Below are 16871 nucleotides of genomic sequence, written 5' to 3' on the forward strand. Positions count from 1 at the left end.
TTTTCAGCGGCGGGTCAGACCAGCTTCTCCAGCCGCTCCACGACCCGCGCGGGCGACGGCATCGCCGCCATCTGCCGGGAGAGTTCACCGGCCCGCTCGCGATAGGACGGCTCGGCCAGCAGACGGTCGATCGCGGCGGCGACCGTGTCGGCGGGCTCGGTGGCCGAGGGCAGGGTGACGGACGCGCCGAACGCGTCGACCCGGCGCATCGGGATCGCGGACGCCGGGATCTCCGGCAGCACCAGCTGCGGCACCCCCGCGTTCAGCAGCGTCATCACGGTCACCCCGCCGCCGTGGTGCACCACCAGGTCCGTCGTCGGCGCCAGCACATCCAGCGGGACATACCCGGCCCGTACGTCCGGCCAGATCTCCCGCAGCTGCCCGGCCACCGCGGGCGAGGTCGCGACGACGATCTCCACATCGCCCTTGCGCAGCGCCGGGTTGTCCAGCAGCGGCCGGAAGAACTCCACCCCCAGCGTCGGCACGAACATGCTGCGCGACCCGGAGGTGATCACCACCCGGGGCCGGTCGCCGCGCTCGCACATCCATGGCTCGATCGGCACCTGCTGGTTGCCCGGCGTCCACCGCATCGGCTCGGCCGGCACCGCCTCCGCCGGGCGCACCGAGGGCGGGGTGATGTCCAGGAACACGGCCGGGTCCGGGATGGCGTCCAGGCCCATCGCGGTCAGCTCCGGAGCCAGTTCCGAGGTGGCGCCCTGCCAGTCGACGTCCGTCCGGTCGTAGATCGCCCAGGTGTGGCTGACCAGCGGAATCCCCAGCCGGTATGCCACCAGGTGCGCGGCGTGGTTGTACTCGCCGCCCACGATCACATCGGGCTGCCAGGACTCGGCGAGCCGTAGGGTGCCCTCCAGACAGGCCGCCGACAGCCGGGCGAAACCCCGCCCGGCGAAGTCCATCTGCTCCTCCTCGCTGCCGGTCGGCATCGGCAGCCAGTTGCCCTCGCGGTCCTTGAGGATGGCGTCACCCATGCCCAGCTCCGTCACCGGGTAGGCGGGCAGTCCGAGACCGGCGATCAGCTCGGTGTTCTCCCGGGGGCAGGCCACGAGCACCTCGTGCCCGGCGCTGCGCGCCGCCCACACCAGAGGGATCCCGGCATGGACGGGGGCCGAGCCGCCGCCGGTGACGAACAGGAAACGCATGGTTCCTCCCAAGGGACCGAAGTGAGATGCGGACCGCCGGGCGCGGGTCCGCCGCGCCCGGCGCCGCGTGGATCACTGGCTCACGGCTCGCGTGTAGCGGCGGATGGCCAGCGGTACGAAGATCAGCAGGATGACCGCCACCCACAGGAAGGACGCGGCGACCGGGTGCTGAAGGGGCCAGGCGTCCGGCTCGGGCCAGCCCGGCGGGATGTTCCCGAACAGTTCGCGGCAGGCGCCGACGACGGTGGACACCGGGTTCCACTCGGCGATCACCTTCATCGGGCCGGGCAGCTCATCGGCGGGCACGAAGGCGTTGGAGACGAACGTCAGCGGCAGCAGCGCCATCAGCAGCACATTGCCCAGCACCTCGGGGGAGCGCACGCTCAGCCCGATGGTGGCGGCGATCCAGCTCGCCGCGTAGGCGAACAGGAACAGCAGCAGATAGGCGAGGGCCGCGTCGGCGAACGAACCCCGGATGCGCCAGCCCATCGCCAGCCCGGTGAGCGACAGCAGCGCCATCACGACGACATTGTTGAGCGCGTCGCCGTTGGTGCGGCCGAACAGCACCGCGGACTGCGAGATGGGCAGCGACCGGAACCGGTCGACCAGGCCCTGCTTCATGTCGTAGGCGATACCGGTGCCGGTGTTGGAGGCGGTCAGCAGCATCGTCTGGGTGAGGATGCCGACGACCATGAACTCCCGGTAGTTGGAGCCCTCGCCGAGGTCGATGGCGCTGCCGAAGACATAGCCGAACAGCAGCGCGAAGGCGATGGGGGCGGCGCTGGAGAACACCACGACATCGGGGTTGCGCAGATTCTTGACCAGGCTGCGGTGGCTGAGGGTGAGGGCGTCGCTCACCGCGGTGGACAGGGCGCTCATCGAAGGCTCTCCTTGCCGGCCGTGGCGACGGGGGTACCGGCGGCGCCGGCGGGTTCCGGTGCGGCGGGGGCGGCGGAGCCCTCGGTCAGGACGAGGAACGCCTCGTCCAGGGTCGGCCGGCGCAGCCCGGCGCCGACCGGTCCGACGCCCTCGGCGTCGAGCGTGCGGATCGCGGTGACCAGGGCCTCGGGGCCGTCCTCGACGGGCACGACGAGCTGGCGCTCCTCCTCGTCGAGGGTGACCTCGCCGCGCGCCAGCCGGTCGAGGAGGCGGCGCGCGGTGTGCAGATCCTCGACGCTGGCCAGGGTCAGTTCCAGGCGCTCGCTGCCGACCCGGGCCTTGAGCTGGTCGGGGGTGCCCTCGGCGATGATCCGGCCGTGGTCGACCACGGTGATCCGGTCGGAGAGCTTGTCGGCCTCCTCCAGATACTGGGTGGTCAGCAGCAGGGTGCTGCCCTCGCGGACCAGTTCGACGATGACATCCCACAGGGTCTGCCGGCTGCGGATGTCGAGGCCGGTGGTGGGCTCGTCCAGGAACAGCACCTCGGGCCGGGCGATCACCGCGCAGGCCAGGTCCACCCGGCGGCGCATCCCGCCGGAGTAGCCCTTGACCTGGCGGTCCGCCTCCGAGGCGAGGCCGAACCGCTCCAGCAGCTCATCGGCCCGCCGGGTCGCCTCCTGGGTGCCCAGGTGGTACAGCTTGCCGACCATGCGCAGGTTCTCGCGCGCGGTGAGGTCCTCGTCCACGGCGGCGTACTGACCGGACAGACCGATCTTGCGGCGCAGTTTCACCATGTCCTTGAGGACGTCCAGACCGGCCACGAACGCGCGTCCGCCATCGGGGCGCAGCAGGGTCGACAGGACCCGTACGGTCGTGGTCTTGCCGGAGCCATTGGGCCCCAGCAGGCTCATCACCGACCCCTCGCGGACGGCCAGATCGAGGCCGTCCAGGGCTTGTGTGGAGCCGAATCGCCGGGTGAGGCCCTCGGCGAGGATTGCGTCTGTCATTGCTCCTCCATCACCCGCGGAACAGGGGATCTCCGCAGGTGGACGGTTGGTGATCGCTTCGGTTCAGTCACCGTACGAGGGGTCGCGGTCAGCTTCGGTCCGCCGGAGGACGGGGGTCCGTCGAACGGGTGACGGCCGTTCCGGGCCGGTTCCGCAAGCCTGCCGCCGGGCGCTGGACGCCCGGTCGAGATCCGGCTGAGTGAGGGGGCGCGCGTCAGGTCCAGAGCGCCGGACCACAGGGATCCAGGGGAATTCGAGCCTCCTCCGAGCGCGACGCACAACGCTGACGGGCGCCTGGACCGATACGGCATGGACGTGCCGATCGGTCCGGAAATGTCGGCACGGGCCGGCCAGGGACGGACGAGGGGGTGTCCCCTGATGGGGAGAAGCGGTACGAGGAGCGGTGGAGGACCGGGCGGCGCGGCGGACAGCCGCCGCGCCGGTACGGGGCCGGGGGGCTCCGGGCCGGTGACGGCGGGCGCCGGGCGGCGCCGCTGGACGCGCGCGCTGGCGGGCGGTGCGGTGGGGCTGGCCCTGGCGGTGGCCCTGCCGGGCACGGCCACCGCCGAGGGGCCGGGGCAGAAACGTCCGCGTTCCACCGCGCCGGTGGGGCTGTGGTCCGGGACCATCACGTTCGCCGGTACGCAGGTCGCGGCCAGCATGTCGTTCCTGGCGGACGGCACGATGTGCGCCTCCCAGCCGCCGGGGCCCGGTGGTGGCGCCGACGGCTCGGGAAACTGGTGGCGTACCGGGCCGTCGGACTTCGCGTACCAAGGAGTGGAACGTTTCTTCGACGGCTCCGGCACCACCACCGGCTATCTGAGCTTCGCGCACACCGCGGTGCTGTCGAACCCCTCGGAGTTCACCTCCACCGGGCAGGGGACGTACTACGACGCGAACGGTGTCGAGCTGGGGACCACGCCGGCCACCGCCCATCTGACGAAGGCGAGTACGCAGCCGCAGCCCTGCTGAGGCCGGCGAGGTCGGGCCGTACGGCCCTGGTCAACCGGGCACCCCGGTCATCCGGACGCGGGACGGTCGCGCACGATCGTCCGCGACCGGGTGAACAGCCGGCCTTCCTGGCGCACCAGTTCGTCCGTCACCGCGAAGGTCGACTCGAAGCGGACCTGTCCTTCCGCGTCGGTCACCGTCACCAGCGAGGTGTAGCCGACGTGGAGGACGCCGTCCGGCGCCACGTCCACCAGATAGTGGTCGTTCCAGTGCCGGGCGGTCACCTCGCGATAGCGGGGGAGCGCCTTGCGGGCGTGGGCGAGCAGGGCGTCGCGGCCCTCCAGCTCGGTGCCGTGGTGCACATGGTGGGTCACCCCGTCCGGGGTGAAGGTGCCGGCGTACCCGTCGAGATCGAGGCGGTCGAGCAGATTCATCTGCCGGGCGTAGAAGCGCAGGATCTCGACGTATTCCTCGGCGTTCGCTTCCCTCGTGCTCATGCGTCTCTCCTTGGGGTCGTCAAGGGCGTGGGCGGCAGCGGTGACCGCACGGGCTCAGGCGTGGCTGAACTGACGGCGGTCCGGGGCGGGTTCGAGGAATTCCTCCAGTCGGGGGTCCGAGCGCAGCACCGCCTGCTGCAACTTGCGCAGTCTCAGCGAGGGTTCGACACCCAGCTCCTTGTTGAGGGTGTTGCGCAGGGTCTTGTAGGCGTGCAGCGCCTGCCACTGCCGGCCGGAGCGGTACAGGCTCACCATGTAGTGCGCGCACAGGTTCTCGTGCATGGGCTGCTGGGCGGTGAGCACGGTCAGTTCGCTGAGGACGGCCTGATGGCGTCCCAGCTGGATGTCCGCGCCGATGCGGTTCTCCAGGACATTGAGCCGGCTCTCCTCCAGACGGGCCACCTCGATGGAGAGCAGCGGACCGATGCGGACATCGACGAGGGCCTTGCTCTGCCACTTGCCCAGCGCGGTGGCGAGCAGCTGCGACACGGACTCGTGGTCGCCCTTGGCCATCGCCTGGTGGCCGGCCTTCGCGAGCTGTTCGTAACAGCACACGTCCACGTTCTCCGGCGGGATGTCGAGGAGGTAGCCGTCGAACCGGGTGACCAGGATGTCCTTGGCGGTGCGGGCCGAGCCCTTGGGGAGGGCGGAGTCGATCAGCTTGCGGAGTTGCAGGATGTAGGTCTGGAGCGTGGTACGGACGCTGGACGGGGGGTGGTGGCCCCACAGTTCCTCGACGAGGTTCTGTACGGACACGATATGCCCGGCATTCAGTGCCAATAGCGCCAGTACCTGGCGGGGTTTAGCCGCTGTGGGAGCGATCGAAGTATTGTTCAGGACTGTCTTTAGCTCTCCCAGAAGTCGTACGTGCATGCTTTCCCCCAGGTTGATTCTTCAGCTGGATGTTCCCGTGGTTCGGGCATCCCGGGTGGTGCCTTGCGCCTGTTGGTGGTGGTGCGCCGCAGGTGAGCAGTGGTGTCTAACGATCATCCTGCTGATTCCCCAAGCGAGCCTCAAGCACGACGCTTGAGTCTGGCTCAATACGTTCACCCAGGCGGACAAGGTGTACATTGCCGTTTCTTTATCGGTCGCAACCCGCTGCCGGTGGAGTTTGCCGACCCCGACACCGGCGAATGGGCGACGACTTTTCAGGTGTTCCCGTTCCGGCTCGGCCCTACTTTCATTCGATCGGGTGAATCTCGATGTCATGGGCTGCCGCCTTCGGCGCGGCGAATCGCAGCAGTGCCGTCCCCTCCTCCCCGATCTCGTCCCGCGCGGCGCGCGGCAGCGGCTCGAAGGACCGGATCACCAGGACCGCCCGGTCGTCCCGGTCGTGCCGGATCCGCCACAGGGCGTGTACCCGCCCGTCCACGATCAGTGCCGGTTCCACACTCACCGGGACCCGGCGCTTTGGGGCGAGCATCCGGTCCCGGTCGGCCCACGCCAGCAGCACGTTGTCCAGGAGCGCGAGGAACCGCACGGGCGCCGGGTGGTCCGCTCCGGGGCGCGGGGCGTCCGGCAGATCGAACAGCTCCTGGCCTGACCCGCCCTTCAGGGACAGCAGTCGGGGCCGCAGCCGCTCGACGACCTCGCGCAGCCGGGTCATCCCGCTCCACGCCTGGACATCGCGGACCGTGGCCGGGCCGAACGCCGCCAGATAGCGCAGCACCAGCCGCTCCACCGGCACCGCCGTCTCCAGCGACCGCCCGAGCCACCGCTCGGCCAGGGTGTACGGCGTCGTCCCCCGCCGCCCCCAGACACCGTCCGGCGGCGGATGCACGATCGCCAGCAGGGCCTGCGCCGAACGGGCCAGCCCCACCGGATCCCGGTCGGGCCACCGCTCCTTCAGCGCCGCGGCCAGCTCGGGCCGGGACAGCGGCCCGGCGGCGAGCAGGTCCCGTACCGCCGCGGTGAGTTCGGCCAGGTCCAGACCGGCGGTGACCCGGCCCCAGGCGCCCTTCTGCCAGCGGTCCAGCATCGGCTGGAGCACCGGGCGCAGCCAGCGGTAGTCCTCGGCGGTGACCAGGTGCTGGGTGCCCCGGTACAGGGTGGAGCGGACCACCCGCCGCTCCTCCAGGAGCAGGGTCAGATCGTCCTGGTGGAACCCCGGTATCCGGTTCCACAGGCCGATGTAGGGCGGATCGGGATCCTGCGCCTGGAGGCCCGCCAGCCGCTGGATGACATCGAGGGGGGTGCGGTCGGCCCGTGCCAGCAGCAACTGCCGTGACAGGGTCGCCCGGTTGAGGGCACGGAGCGAATCTGTGATCTCCATGTGAGGAAGGCTAGCCAGATCGCGGTCAGCTTCCGGCCGCGATAACGGGTACTCGGCCATACTGCGTGCCCTTCCTCCACCGCGCGTCCACCCGGCTTCGAGCCGGCGCACCGAGGCTGGTCCGCGTTGCCGGGCGCCGGGCGGAAGGAACAGGGGAAGCGGCCATGCAGACGCGTTCACTGAAAGTGGCCGGGGCCCTGGAGTTCACGCCCCCCGTCTACCGCGACGATCGGGGGCTGTTCGTCTCGCCGTTCCAGGAGAGCGTCCTCGCGGCGGCCACCGGGAGACGGCTCTTCCCGGTCTCCCAGATCAGCTTCAGCAGCTCCCGCGAGGGCGTCGTCCGCGGCATCCACTACACCACCGTGCCGCCCGGCACCGCGAAGTACGTGTACTGCCCGCGCGGCCGGGCCCGGGACTTCGTGGTGGACCTGCGGATCGGCTCCCCCACCTTCGGGCGGTGGGACAGCGTGCTCCTGGACACCGAGCACTTCCGCGCGCTCTACCTCCCGGTCGGCGTGGGCCACGCCTTCACCGCGCTCAGCGACGACACCGTCATGGCCTACACCCTGTCCACCGAGTACGTGGCCGCCAACGAACTGGCCGTGTCCGTCCTCGATCCCGCGCTGGGGCTGCCGCTGCCCGACGGCGCCGAGAAGCTGCTCTCCGAGCGGGACCGGATCGCGCCGACCCTCACCGAGGCCCGCGCGGCGGGGCTGCTGCCCGACTACCACCGGTGCCTGGCGGCGGAGGCGGCCCTCGCCCCGGCCGCCCCGGCCCCCGCGCGCGGCTGACCGTCGCCGGGCCGGCGCACCCGGCGGTACGCCCGATCCCCCGGCCCCCGCGCGGCTGAGCGCCCCCGGCCATTCCCAGTGAGTGCCCGGCCATTCCCAGCGAGTCCCCAGCCAGCCCCAGCGAGGTGCACACAGATGAAGATCCTGGTCAACACCGGCCCCGCCCACCCCCTCTTCTTCCCCGTCGTCCCGCTCGCCTGGGCGCTGCACGCGGCCGGCCACCAGGTGCTGGTCGCGGCCCCCGAGAGCTTCGAACCGGTGATCGGCGGCGCCGGACTGCGCATGGCCCCCGTGTACGGCCCGCTGGACATGGGCGAGGTCATGGGCCGCGACCGGGACGGCAACCCGCTGAAGGTTCCCGACACCGACCAGGAGATGGCCGACGGCGTCGGCTCCGGCTTCGCCCGCCTCGCCACCCGCACCCTGGAGGGCACCCGCGCCCTCGTCGCCACCTGGCGCCCCGACCTGGTCGTCACCGAGTCGTACTCGTTCGGCGCCGCCGCGCTGGCCGCCGCCGAGCACGGGGTGCCCTGGGTCAAGCACACCGTCGGCCCCGGCGATCTGCCGATCGAGGACGCCGTCGCCCGGGAACTCGCCCCGGAGACCAAGGAGTGCGGCCTCGACGCCCTCCCCGCCCCGGACCTCGTCCTCGACAACCGCCCGCCCTTGATGGGCGGCGCCGCCGCCGGCGCGGTCCCGCTGCGGTACGTGCCCTACGGCGAGCCCGGCGCCGTGCCCTCCTGGTCCCTGCGCCCCGGTGACGTGCCCCGGGTGCTGGTGACGCTGGGCTCCGTGCAGCCGCAGATCGGCGGGCTGCCCGCGCTCGGGCAGATGCTGCGGGCCGTCGCCGAACTCCCCGTCGAACTGGTCGTCGCCGTCGCCGATCATCTGCTGCCGCAGCTCGGCGAGTTGCCCGGCAATGTCGTCGCGGCCGGGTGGCAGTCGCTGACCGCCGTCCTGCCCGGCTGCGACCTCGCCGTCCACCACGGCGGACCCGGCACCATGATGGCCTGCTCCGTCCAGGGCCTGCCGCAGGTCGTCGTCCCCGGCCGGGGCAAGCCGCTCACCGAGATCCGGCGGCTCACCGAGCACGGCGGTGCCATCGAGGTGGCGCCCGCCGCCCTCACCCCCGAGACCCTGCGTGAGGCGTGCCGCACCCTGCTCGACGACCCCGAGCGGCGCGCCCGCGCCCTCGCCGTGCGCGACGACATCGCCGCCCAGCCCTCGCCGCTGCGGACCGTCGTCGTCCTCGAAGACCTCGTCGGCGCATGAGCCGCCGCACCCGCCACTGCATGAACCGCCCCGCAAGCCACCGCACACCACCCCGGACGCCCCGGTGACCGGGCCCCCGACCGGGCAGCCCGCGCGGATCGCCGTGCTCGGCGGCACCGGCTGGGTGGGCCGCCAGGTGTGCGCGGAACTGACCCGGGCCGGCGCCGAGATCCTCGTCGTCGCCCGGCGGCCCGCGCCCTCCGTCGCCGCGCACCCCTTCGTCCCGCTCGACCTGGCCGGGGCCCCGACCGCCGAACTGCGCGCGCTGCTCGCGGACTTCGGGGTCACCGCCGTCGTCAACGCCACCGACGCCGCCAACGCCACCGACGGCTGGACCGTCGGCGAACCCGCGCTGACCCGGCTCAACGTCGACCTGGTGGAACGGCTCGTCGCCGCCGCGGCCGGACTGCCCCGGCGGATCCGCCTGGTGCATCTCGGCACCATCCTCGAATACGGCGAGACCCCCTGGGGCACCGTCGTCGCCGAGACCCATCCCCCGCGCCCCGCCACCGACTACACCCGCAGCAAACTCGCCGGGTCCACCGCCGTCCTGGCGGCGGCCCGCACCGGTGCCGTCGACGCGATGGTGCTGCGGCTGACCAATGTGTGCGGACCGCACCCCTCGCCGGTCAGCCTCTCCGGCAGGCTCGTCCGGCAGCTCACCGAGGCCCTGCGCGCCGGGGAGCCCATGACCCTCGATGTGGCCGACGCCCGGCGGGACTTCATCGACGTCCGCGATGTGGCCGACGCCGTCGCCCTCGCCGTGGCCTCCCCGGTGACCGGCCGGGCCGTCAACATCGGCAGCGGCACCGCCACCGACATCACCTCCGTGGCGCGGCTGTTCGTCGAGGCCGCCGGGTTCCCGGCGGCGACGCTGCGCGAGCGGCGCCGGGAGACCGTCAGCCTCGGCGGCTCCTGGACCTGCGCCGACAACCGCCTCGCCGCCACCCTGCTCGGCTGGCGGCCCCGCCACGACCTCCGATCCTCGCTGGGCGACATGTGGCACCTCGCCACCACCGCCTGAAGGTCGGCACAACGGAGGAGGGGGGCGCCGGCCGGCGCCCCCCAACTCCGTTTCCGTCGTACGTGAATCACTCCACCGGGCCGTCCTTGCGGACCCCGACGAACAGCCCGCAGCGGAACGGCCCGCCCTCCACGTACTCCACCGAGCAGCCCGCCCGCTCGAACGCCGTCCGGTACTGGTCCCGGGTGAACAGCGACATCCGGTGCACATCGGTGAAGTGCCGGATGCCGCGCCCCTTCAGCGCGTCGATGTAGTGCACCACGATCGGCACCTCGTCGCCCTCCCGGATCGAGTACGACACCCGCACCGCGACCCGGTCCTCGGTACGGACCACGTCATGCGCGATGTACTCCGGCGTGAACGCCTCCGGGAAGTACCAGGGCTCCAGCAGCAGCACACCCCCCGGCGCCAGATGCCGGGCGGCGGAGCGCAGCGCCGCCTCCAGATTGGCCACCGAACCGACGTACCCGATGGAGCTGAACATGCAGATCACCGCGTCGAAGGTGCGGCCCAGCGCGAAATCGCGCATGTCGCCGTGGTGGACGGTCACCTCCGGCACCGCCTCCCGCGCCCTGGCGAGCATCGGCTCCGACAGCTCCAGCCCCTCCACCCGCGCGAACCGCTCTCGCAGCAGGGTGAGATGGGCGCCCGTGCCGCAGGCCAGGTCCAGCAGCGAGGACGCGTCCGGGCGGCGGGCCCGCACCTGCCGGACCACCTCGGCGCACTCACCGGCGTAGTCCTTGCCGCGCGCCCCGTACACCAGGTCGTAGATCTCCGCGAACTCCGCCCCGTACACCGCCGTCACCGTCCCGTCCGTACGCCGCGACCGCCACCGGCGGTCTCCCGGGTGTCCCAGTCGATGTGGTGGCCGAGCATCCACACCGGGGTGTTCTCCGGGCCCTTGACCTCGATGCCGCGGAACGCTCTTCTTATGAAGAAGTCCCGCACCATCCGGCCCACCGGCCCCGCCAGATTGCCGTCCACATTGCGCTTGCCCTGGGCGACGATCCCCTCCACCCGCCCCCGCCGCACCTGCTCGTACGTCGCCAGCCCCGCGTCGACATCCGGCGCGTCCCGGACGCACTTGGCGAGGATCACCGCGTCCTCCAGGGCCACCGAACCGCCCTGCCCGGCGGTCGGCGAGACCGCGTGCGCGGCGTCGCCGACCAGGACCATCCGGTCCCGGTGCCAGCGCGGCACCGTCGGCAGGTCGTAGTTGGCCGACGGCACCGAGATCTGCGTCGAGGTCCGCACCACGTCCAGCGCGGGCATCCCGTCCCGGCGGAACAGCTCCACGATCTCCTCCCGCCAGTCCGGTCCGGGGCGGCGCAGCTCGGCGGCGTCCGGCTCGGCCGGGCGCGGCGGATTGGCGAACCACCACACATCACCGTCCGGATGCTGCGCCGACATGAAGAAGCTCCGCCGCCCGAAGTACATCCGCAGCACCCCCGGCCGCCCCTCCAGCGGGCGCCGCGGCGACACCCCGAACGCGTTCACCGTGCCCAGATAGCGGGGCCCCGGGGCGCCCGGGTCGATGATCGCGCGCACCCGCGAACGGATCCCGTCCGCGCCGACCAGCAGATCCCCGTCGGCGTACGTGCCGTCCTCGAACCGGGCCCGCACCCCGCCGCCCACCCGCTCCGCGTCCGTCAGCCGCTTCCCGTACCGGATGGGGATGCCGCGCGCCGCCACCTCCTCGCGCAGCGTGCGGTACAGATCGGCGCGGCGCAGCGTCTGGATGACCGCACCCCGCCCGGCCTGCGCCTCGGTGGAGATGTCCCGGGTCAGCCGCCGCCCGTCGGAGCGGTAGAAGGCGATGGCCGGGGTGACGAAGCCCAGCGCGCGCACCGGTTTGTCCAGGCCCACGCACTCCAGCGCGTCCAGACCGTTGGGCGCGATGTTCATGAAGTTGCCCGCGTGGTCGGCGGTCCGGTCGAACGCCTCGTGCACCACCGGGTCGAACCCGGCCTTCTGAAGGGCGATGGCGGCCACCGGGCCCGCGATCCCCCCGCCGACGACCAGAACGCGTGTCATACGAGCCTTCTCTCGGAGTCGGTACGGGAGGAATGGGAACGGGAACCTGTGTCGGACCCGGCGTCGGAACTGGCCTCGGACCCGGCGTCGGAACCGTCGTCGGCCGGGACCTCCGGCCGGGGGACCGTGCTCGGGCAGCGCGGATCGCGCTCGGGCAGGACGCCGTCGATCAGATACGCCTCGACGACCGCGTCCACGCCGGGATTGCGGGCGAAGGCGTAGATCTCGTGGCCGCCGCAGTCCACGACCGTCACCAGCCGGTGGCCGAGCCGCTCGGCCAGCGCCGCGCCCCCCGGATAGTGGTCCACGGGATCGCCGTCCGCGTGCACCACCAGCCCCGCCGGATAGCCGTCGCGGACCAGCTCCACGGGTGCCTCCGGCGCGGTGAACGTACGGAACGCGCCCGGCAGCGGCTGCGCCCGGGTCACCCCGCAGCCGTACGGGTAGCGCTCGCGGAAGAGGCGCACATCCGCGAAGTACGTCTCGATGTCCGAGGGCCAGTCCTTCTCCAGGATGACCGCGTCCAGCACTCCGCCGCGGACCTCACCGGTCTCCTCGGGTGGCCACAGCCGCTCCCCGGCGAGCGCCTTCTCGGCCGCCGGACCGTCAGCGGCCCACAACTCCGCGACGAGCAGCCCCAGTTGCTCCCAGCGGGAACGGTCCGCGGCCCGCCAGCCGAGCGCCGAGTCGAGCAGGGTGCGCAGCCGCGCCCCGTCGGGCAGCGCGCCGACCCGGGCGGCGGTCTCCTCCACCGACTCCAGCACGGCGGCCGGTGAGGTGCCCAGACCGAAGTGCCGGTCCCGGTCGGCCGTCCAGGCGGCCCACACCTCCACGTTCTCCCGGTGCGCGGCGCCCTGCGCCATGCCCTGCTCGCGCCAGGTCCAGTCCGGGTGCACACAGGAGTCCAGCACACTGCGGTCCAGCCGCCCCGGGAACATCGTCCCGAACACCGCGCCCACATAGGTGCCGTAGGTGTAGCCGAGATAGTTGATGGCGTCCTCGCCGAGCACGGCGCGGATCACCTCCATGTCCCGGACCACATTGCGGGTGCTGAAGTGCGGGCGCCGGGCACCGCCGCCGCGCAGATTGCCGTCCTCCCGCTCCCGCGCCTCCTCGGCGAGGTCCGCGAACACCGCGTCCGGCGGACGCGAGTCGACGGGCACCCGGCGCGGGGCGGTCATGGCCGGCAGCGGGGTGGAGGCGCCGGTGCCGCGCGGGTCGAAGCCGATCAGGTCGTACACCTCGGCGAGCGGGGTGGCGGCCAGCGCGTCGGGGAAGCGCCGGCCCAGTCCGAAGTAGCCGCCGGGACCGCCGTTGACGGCCAGCAGCACACCCCGGCGGCGGGCCGGGTCGGACGCCCGGCGCCTGCTCAGCGCGATCGTCAGCCGCTCCGCGGCGGGGTCGGCGTAGTCCAGGGGCACCTCGATGGTGGCCTGCTCCAGCCCGTCCGCCGCCTCCGGCGCGGCGGACCAGGCGGACCAGTCGGGGCGCTGCTCGTAGAACGCGCTCAGCGCAGGGGGCGGGGGCGGGTCGTCACGGGTCATACGGGCGACCCTGCCCGCCGCTCCTCGAACAGGCGTCGAGCAGAACTCGATCCCCGCGCTCCACAGCGCCGCTCCAACTGTCCTCAGGCGCGGCTCGACACCGCTCCCGCACGCTGCGATCCGGACGAACGGCCCGACGCACGAAGAGGGAGGCGGAACCGGCCATGACCCTGCGCACCCCGAAGGACGTGGCGCTGCTGCTGCCCGGCCAGGGCGCCCAGCACCCGCGGATGGCCGCGGGACTCTACGGCCACGAGGAGGCGTTCACCCACTGGATGGACGAGGCGTTCCGGCTGCTCGGCCCCGACGGCCCGCGCCTGCGCCGCGCGTGGCTCGCCGAACACCCCCCACCCGACTACGACGATGTCACCGTCGCCCAGCCCCTGCTGTACGCCGTCGACCACGCGCTCGGCCGGATGCTGCTGGAGTGGGGGGTGCGGCCGGTCGCGCTGCTCGGGCACAGCGTCGGTGAGTTCGCCGCCGCCACCCTGGCCGGGGTGGTCGACCTCGCGGACGGCGTACGGATGATGCGCGAGCGGGTCGACCTGTTCGCCCGGACCCCGCCCGGCGGGATGCTCGCGGTGTCCGCCACGCCGGACGAGGTCGCCGATCTGCTGCGCGGGGGCGTCCACCTCGCCGCGGTCAACGCCTCCCGCCAGCTGCTGCTGGCCGGTGAGCGCGCCCCGCTCGCCGAGGCGGCCCGCGCCCTGCACGCCCGTGGCACGGTCTGCCGCGAGGTACCGGCCCGGCAGGCGTTCCACAGCCCCGTCGTGGAGGGCGCGGTCAAGGCGTCCCTGCCCGGCTGGCGCTCGGTCCGCTTCCACCCGCCCCGGCTGACCCTCTACTCCGCCTACACCGAGGGCGTCCTCGCCCGGGAACAGGCGCTGGACCCGGAGTTCTGGGCGTCCCAGGCATCCGGCACGGTCCGTTTCGCCCCCACCCTGACGGCCCTGCTGGCCGCCCACGACTGCCTCCTCATCGAGGCGGGCCCCGGCAACACCCTCACCATGCTCACCCGCCGCCGCACCGCCATCACCCAGGGCCGCAGCACGGTCCTCCCCCTCCTCCCCGACCGATACCGGGGGGAGGCGGCGGACCGGGAGGCGGCGGAGCGGGTCCGGGAGGCGCTGCGGGCCGTCGGTACGGGGGTGGAGGTGCCGACGCCCGCCGGGCCACGGCCGTCCGACGCCGGGCCACGGCCGTCCAGCGCCGGGCCACGGCCGTCCGGCGCCGGGCCGGGTGTGTCGACCGCCGGGCCGGGGTTGCCCGGTGGGGCGTCGGCCGTGCCGGTGTCACCACGTGGCCGGGCATCGGCCGCGCCGACGCCGCCCGGCCCGGCGTCCGGGGCGCTGCCGCCGGGTGGCCCGGGGCTTGGAGGCCCGGTGTCCGTCGTGTGGCCGCCGGAGGGCTCGGCGTCGGGCGACCTGGCGTCTGCCCCGCCGTGCCCGGGGCCCGCAGGCCGGGGGTTCGTCGCGTGGCCGTCAGGCCGCCCCGGACCCGGAGGCCCGGTGTCCGTCGTGTGGCTGCCGGAGGGCTCGGCGTCCGGTGACCCGGCGTCCGTCCCGCCGCGCCCGGGACCCGGAGGCCGGGCGTTCGCCGCGTGGCCGTCAGGCGGCCCGGGACCCGGGGGCCGGGCGTTCGCCGCGTGGCCGTCAGGCGGCCCGGGACCCGGAGGGCCGGCGTCCGCCGCGTGGCCGCCAGGCCGCCCCGGACCCGCAGACCCGGCGTCCGTCGCCTGGCCGCCGGAGGGCTCGGCGTCCGGTGACCCGGCGTCCGTCCCGCCGCGCCCGGGACCCGGAGGCTCGGCGTCCGTCGCGTGGCCGTCAGGCGGCCCGGGACCCGGAGACCCGGCGTCCGCCGCGTGGCCGCCAGGCCGCCCCGGACCCGCAGGCCCGGTGTCCGCCGTGTGGCCGCCGGATGGCTCGGCGTTGGGCGACGCGGCGTCTGCCCCGCCGCGCCCGGGGCCCGCAGACCCGGCGTCCGTCGCGTGGCCGCCGGAGGGCCTGGCATCCGGCGACCCGGCGTCCGCCCCGCCGCGCCCGGCAGGGCGGGGGTCGGCGGAGCCGACGCCCACCGCACCCCCGCCCAACGACAGCCCCGCGTCCCTCGCCCCACCACCCCCCAACCCCCCGCACAAGGAGCCGTCGTGACGCTCACCGAAGTCACCCACCGCATTGACGTGCCGTCCGGCCCGGAGGCCGCCTACCGGATCGTCGCCGATGTCAGTCTGTGGCCGCTGTACTTCCCGCCCACCGTGCGGGCCGAGCGGCTCTCCTTCGACGGGCGGGAGGAGCAGCTGCGGATCTGGGCCCTCGCCGACGGGGAACTGCGTACCTGGCGGTCCCGGCGCCTGCTCGACCCCGTACGGCATCGCGTCGAGTTCCACCAGAGCCATCCACGGCCCCCGGTCGCCGAGATGGGCGGCGCCTGGAGCGTCGAGGAGCGGCCCGGCGGCTGCACCGTCGTCCTCGACCACCACTACCGGGCCGTGGACGACGACCCCGCCCACCTCGCCCGCATCGAGCGGGCCGTCGAGCACAACAGCACCGCCGAGCTGGAGAATCTGCGGCGCGCGGTCGTCCGGTCCGGCGAGGAGGCGGAACTGCTGCTGGAGTTCACCGACACCGAGACCGTCCACGGCCCGCTCTCCGAGGTGTACGACTTCCTCCACGACGCCGCGAAGTGGCCCGAGCGGCTCGACCATGTCGCCGCCCTCGAACTGCGCGAGGACAGCGAGGGGTTGCAGTACCTGCGGATGGACACCAAGGCGCCGGACGGCTCCGTGCACACCACCGTCTCCGGGCGGGTGTGCGAGCGGGACCGGCGGATCGTCTACAAGCAGACCACCCTGCCCCCGGTCCTCCAGGCCCACAACGGCGAGTGGCTCTTCGCGGAGACCGAGCCCGGCACCGTCCGGGTCACCGCCCGCCATCAGGTCCTGCTCAGCCCCGAGGGCATCGCCGCGCTGCCCGAGCCGCCCGCTTCACTCGACGCGGCCCGCGCCGCCGTCCGCGCGGCGCTCGGCGGCAACAGCCGGGCGACGATGGCCCGCGCCCGCGCCTTCGTGGAGGCCGCCCGGCCCGCGCCGCAGACCCCCTGACCCCCGACCACCACCGCCCACCACTCTCATGAACATGAAAGGGATCCCCTCATGGCCGCACTGACCCTGGACGAACTGAAGGACTTCCTGCTGCACGCGGCGGGCGAGGACGAGAGCGTCGACCTCACCGGCGACATCCTCGAGACCCGCCTGGTCGACCTCGGCTTCGACTCGCTCGCCGTCATCGACACCCTCAACCGCCTCGAACGCCACTACGGCGTCAAACTCCCCGAGGAGGCCACCACGGACGTGGAGACCCCGGCCGATCTGCTGTCCCTGGTCAACCACCAGGTCGCCGAGGCGGCCTGAGCCCTCCGGGCGACCCCGACCTGGGGAGGCG

The 16871-nt window shown here is 73.4% G+C and carries 16 protein-coding genes; 7 read left to right on the forward strand and 9 right to left on the reverse strand.

The features are described 5' to 3' along the window. Nucleotides 1-14 precede the first annotated feature (14 nt). The 3 genes from ABZX40_RS35930 to ABZX40_RS35940 form a co-directional block, all read right to left on the reverse strand. Nucleotides 15-1160, reverse strand: a complete 1146-nt coding sequence (locus tag ABZX40_RS35930; RefSeq protein ID WP_355747079.1) for a glycosyltransferase — start codon at nt 1158-1160, stop codon at nt 15-17. A 72-nt stretch (nt 1161-1232) separates the two neighbouring features. Further along, on the reverse strand, nt 1233-2039 hold the full coding sequence (locus ABZX40_RS35935) for an ABC transporter permease (protein WP_355747082.1): 807 nt from the start codon (nt 2037-2039) through the stop codon (nt 1233-1235). After that, entirely contained in the window at nt 2036-3046 is a 1011-nt protein-coding gene (locus tag ABZX40_RS35940) for an ATP-binding cassette domain-containing protein (protein WP_355747085.1), read from the reverse strand. Before ABZX40_RS35940 ends, ABZX40_RS35935 begins: the two co-directional genes overlap by 4 nt. A gap of 378 nt (nt 3047-3424) precedes the next feature. Here ABZX40_RS35940 and ABZX40_RS35945 point away from each other — a divergent pair, with 378 nt between their 5' ends. Then, nucleotides 3425-4018 (forward strand): hypothetical protein, encoded by a 594-nt coding sequence (locus ABZX40_RS35945; RefSeq protein ID WP_355747088.1) that lies wholly within the window; start codon nt 3425-3427, stop codon nt 4016-4018. Between the two features lie 47 nt (nt 4019-4065). Here the strand turns inward: ABZX40_RS35945 and ABZX40_RS35950 are convergent, their stop codons facing one another. From ABZX40_RS35950 to ABZX40_RS35960, 3 genes are all read right to left on the reverse strand, one after another. Then, complete coding sequence (locus ABZX40_RS35950) at nt 4066-4494, reverse strand: nuclear transport factor 2 family protein (RefSeq protein WP_355747091.1); 429 nt, start codon at nt 4492-4494, stop codon at nt 4066-4068. 54 nt (nt 4495-4548) lie between these two features. After that, nucleotides 4549-5367: an AfsR/SARP family transcriptional regulator gene (locus ABZX40_RS35955; protein ID WP_355747094.1), complete on the reverse strand. Its 819-nt coding sequence runs from the start codon at nt 5365-5367 to the stop codon at nt 4549-4551. Nucleotides 5368-5674: 307 nt separating this feature from the next. Further along, nucleotides 5675-6766: a winged helix DNA-binding domain-containing protein gene (locus tag ABZX40_RS35960; RefSeq protein ID WP_355747097.1), complete on the reverse strand. Its 1092-nt coding sequence runs from the start codon at nt 6764-6766 to the stop codon at nt 5675-5677. A 164-nt stretch (nt 6767-6930) separates the two neighbouring features. Between ABZX40_RS35960 and rfbC the strand changes: the two genes are divergently transcribed. The 3 genes from rfbC to ABZX40_RS35975 all read left to right on the forward strand — a co-directional run bounded on the left by rfbC (nt 6931) and on the right by ABZX40_RS35975 (nt 9853). Continuing rightward, nucleotides 6931-7557 (forward strand): dTDP-4-dehydrorhamnose 3,5-epimerase, encoded by a 627-nt coding sequence (gene rfbC / locus ABZX40_RS35965; protein WP_355747100.1) that lies wholly within the window; start codon nt 6931-6933, stop codon nt 7555-7557. A 135-nt stretch (nt 7558-7692) separates the two neighbouring features. Further along, nucleotides 7693-8829: a nucleotide disphospho-sugar-binding domain-containing protein gene (locus tag ABZX40_RS35970; RefSeq protein ID WP_355747103.1), complete on the forward strand. Its 1137-nt coding sequence runs from the start codon at nt 7693-7695 to the stop codon at nt 8827-8829. Between the two features lie 64 nt (nt 8830-8893). Next, nucleotides 8894-9853, forward strand: a complete 960-nt coding sequence (locus ABZX40_RS35975) for an NAD(P)-dependent oxidoreductase (protein WP_355747106.1) — start codon at nt 8894-8896, stop codon at nt 9851-9853. 67 nt (nt 9854-9920) lie between these two features. On the opposite strand, the gene ABZX40_RS35980 is transcribed toward ABZX40_RS35975, so the two are convergent. Genes ABZX40_RS35980 through ABZX40_RS35990 form a run of 3 tightly spaced genes read right to left on the reverse strand, consistent with a single transcriptional unit; the run spans nt 9921 to nt 13431 of the window. After that, complete coding sequence (locus ABZX40_RS35980; protein WP_355747109.1) at nt 9921-10658, reverse strand: class I SAM-dependent methyltransferase; 738 nt, start codon at nt 10656-10658, stop codon at nt 9921-9923. After that, nucleotides 10655-11887, reverse strand: a complete 1233-nt coding sequence (locus ABZX40_RS35985) for an NAD(P)/FAD-dependent oxidoreductase (protein WP_355747112.1) — start codon at nt 11885-11887, stop codon at nt 10655-10657. Before ABZX40_RS35985 ends, ABZX40_RS35980 begins: the two co-directional genes overlap by 4 nt. Further along, complete coding sequence (locus ABZX40_RS35990; protein WP_355747115.1) at nt 11884-13431, reverse strand: alpha/beta fold hydrolase; 1548 nt, start codon at nt 13429-13431, stop codon at nt 11884-11886. The genes ABZX40_RS35985 and ABZX40_RS35990 overlap by 4 nt, the downstream gene beginning before the upstream one ends. Nucleotides 13432-13595: 164 nt before the next feature. On the opposite strand from ABZX40_RS35990, the gene ABZX40_RS35995 reads away from it, so the two are divergent. Genes ABZX40_RS35995 through ABZX40_RS36005 form a run of 3 tightly spaced genes read left to right on the forward strand, consistent with a single transcriptional unit; the run spans nt 13596 to nt 16840 of the window. Further along, nucleotides 13596-15581 (forward strand): acyltransferase domain-containing protein, encoded by a 1986-nt coding sequence (locus ABZX40_RS35995; RefSeq protein WP_356009193.1) that lies wholly within the window; start codon nt 13596-13598, stop codon nt 15579-15581. After that, nucleotides 15578-16531 carry an aromatase/cyclase gene (locus ABZX40_RS36000; protein WP_355747121.1) on the forward strand — a complete coding sequence of 318 codons (954 nt, stop codon included), beginning with the start codon at nt 15578-15580 and terminating at the stop codon, nt 16529-16531. Before ABZX40_RS35995 ends, ABZX40_RS36000 begins: the two co-directional genes overlap by 4 nt. 51 nt (nt 16532-16582) lie before the next feature. Continuing rightward, nucleotides 16583-16840, forward strand: a complete 258-nt coding sequence (locus tag ABZX40_RS36005) for an acyl carrier protein (RefSeq protein WP_355747123.1) — start codon at nt 16583-16585, stop codon at nt 16838-16840. Nucleotides 16841-16871: the final 31 nt, after the last annotated feature.

The sequence above is a fragment of the Streptomyces sp. NPDC004610 genome (genome assembly GCF_040609715.1).
Classification (GTDB): Bacteria; Actinomycetota; Actinomycetes; order Streptomycetales; family Streptomycetaceae; genus Streptomyces.

Bases quoted from the DNA above. Each gene is read 5' to 3' on its own strand.
- ABZX40_RS35935 (WP_355747082.1), bottom strand. From the start codon at position 2,039: ATGAGCGCCCTGTCCACCGCGGTGAGCGACGCCCTCACCCTCAGCCAC.
- ABZX40_RS35955 (WP_355747094.1), bottom strand. From the start codon at position 5,367: ATGCACGTACGACTTCTGGGAGAGCTAAAGACAGTCCTGAACAATACT.
- ABZX40_RS35970 (WP_355747103.1), top strand. From the start codon at position 7,693: ATGAAGATCCTGGTCAACACCGGCCCCGCCCACCCCCTCTTCTTCCCC.
- ABZX40_RS35930 (WP_355747079.1), bottom strand. From the start codon at position 1,160: ATGCGTTTCCTGTTCGTCACCGGCGGCGGCTCGGCCCCCGTCCATGCC.
- rfbC (WP_355747100.1), top strand. From the start codon at position 6,931: ATGCAGACGCGTTCACTGAAAGTGGCCGGGGCCCTGGAGTTCACGCCC.
- ABZX40_RS35995 (WP_356009193.1), top strand. From the start codon at position 13,596: ATGACCCTGCGCACCCCGAAGGACGTGGCGCTGCTGCTGCCCGGCCAG.
- ABZX40_RS35990 (WP_355747115.1), bottom strand. From the start codon at position 13,431: ATGACCCGTGACGACCCGCCCCCGCCCCCTGCGCTGAGCGCGTTCTAC.
- ABZX40_RS35945 (WP_355747088.1), top strand. From the start codon at position 3,425: ATGGGGAGAAGCGGTACGAGGAGCGGTGGAGGACCGGGCGGCGCGGCG.
- ABZX40_RS35985 (WP_355747112.1), bottom strand. From the start codon at position 11,887: ATGACACGCGTTCTGGTCGTCGGCGGGGGGATCGCGGGCCCGGTGGCC.
- ABZX40_RS35950 (WP_355747091.1), bottom strand. From the start codon at position 4,494: ATGAGCACGAGGGAAGCGAACGCCGAGGAATACGTCGAGATCCTGCGC.
- ABZX40_RS36005 (WP_355747123.1), top strand. From the start codon at position 16,583: ATGGCCGCACTGACCCTGGACGAACTGAAGGACTTCCTGCTGCACGCG.
- ABZX40_RS35960 (WP_355747097.1), bottom strand. From the start codon at position 6,766: ATGGAGATCACAGATTCGCTCCGTGCCCTCAACCGGGCGACCCTGTCA.
- ABZX40_RS35940 (WP_355747085.1), bottom strand. From the start codon at position 3,046: ATGACAGACGCAATCCTCGCCGAGGGCCTCACCCGGCGATTCGGCTCC.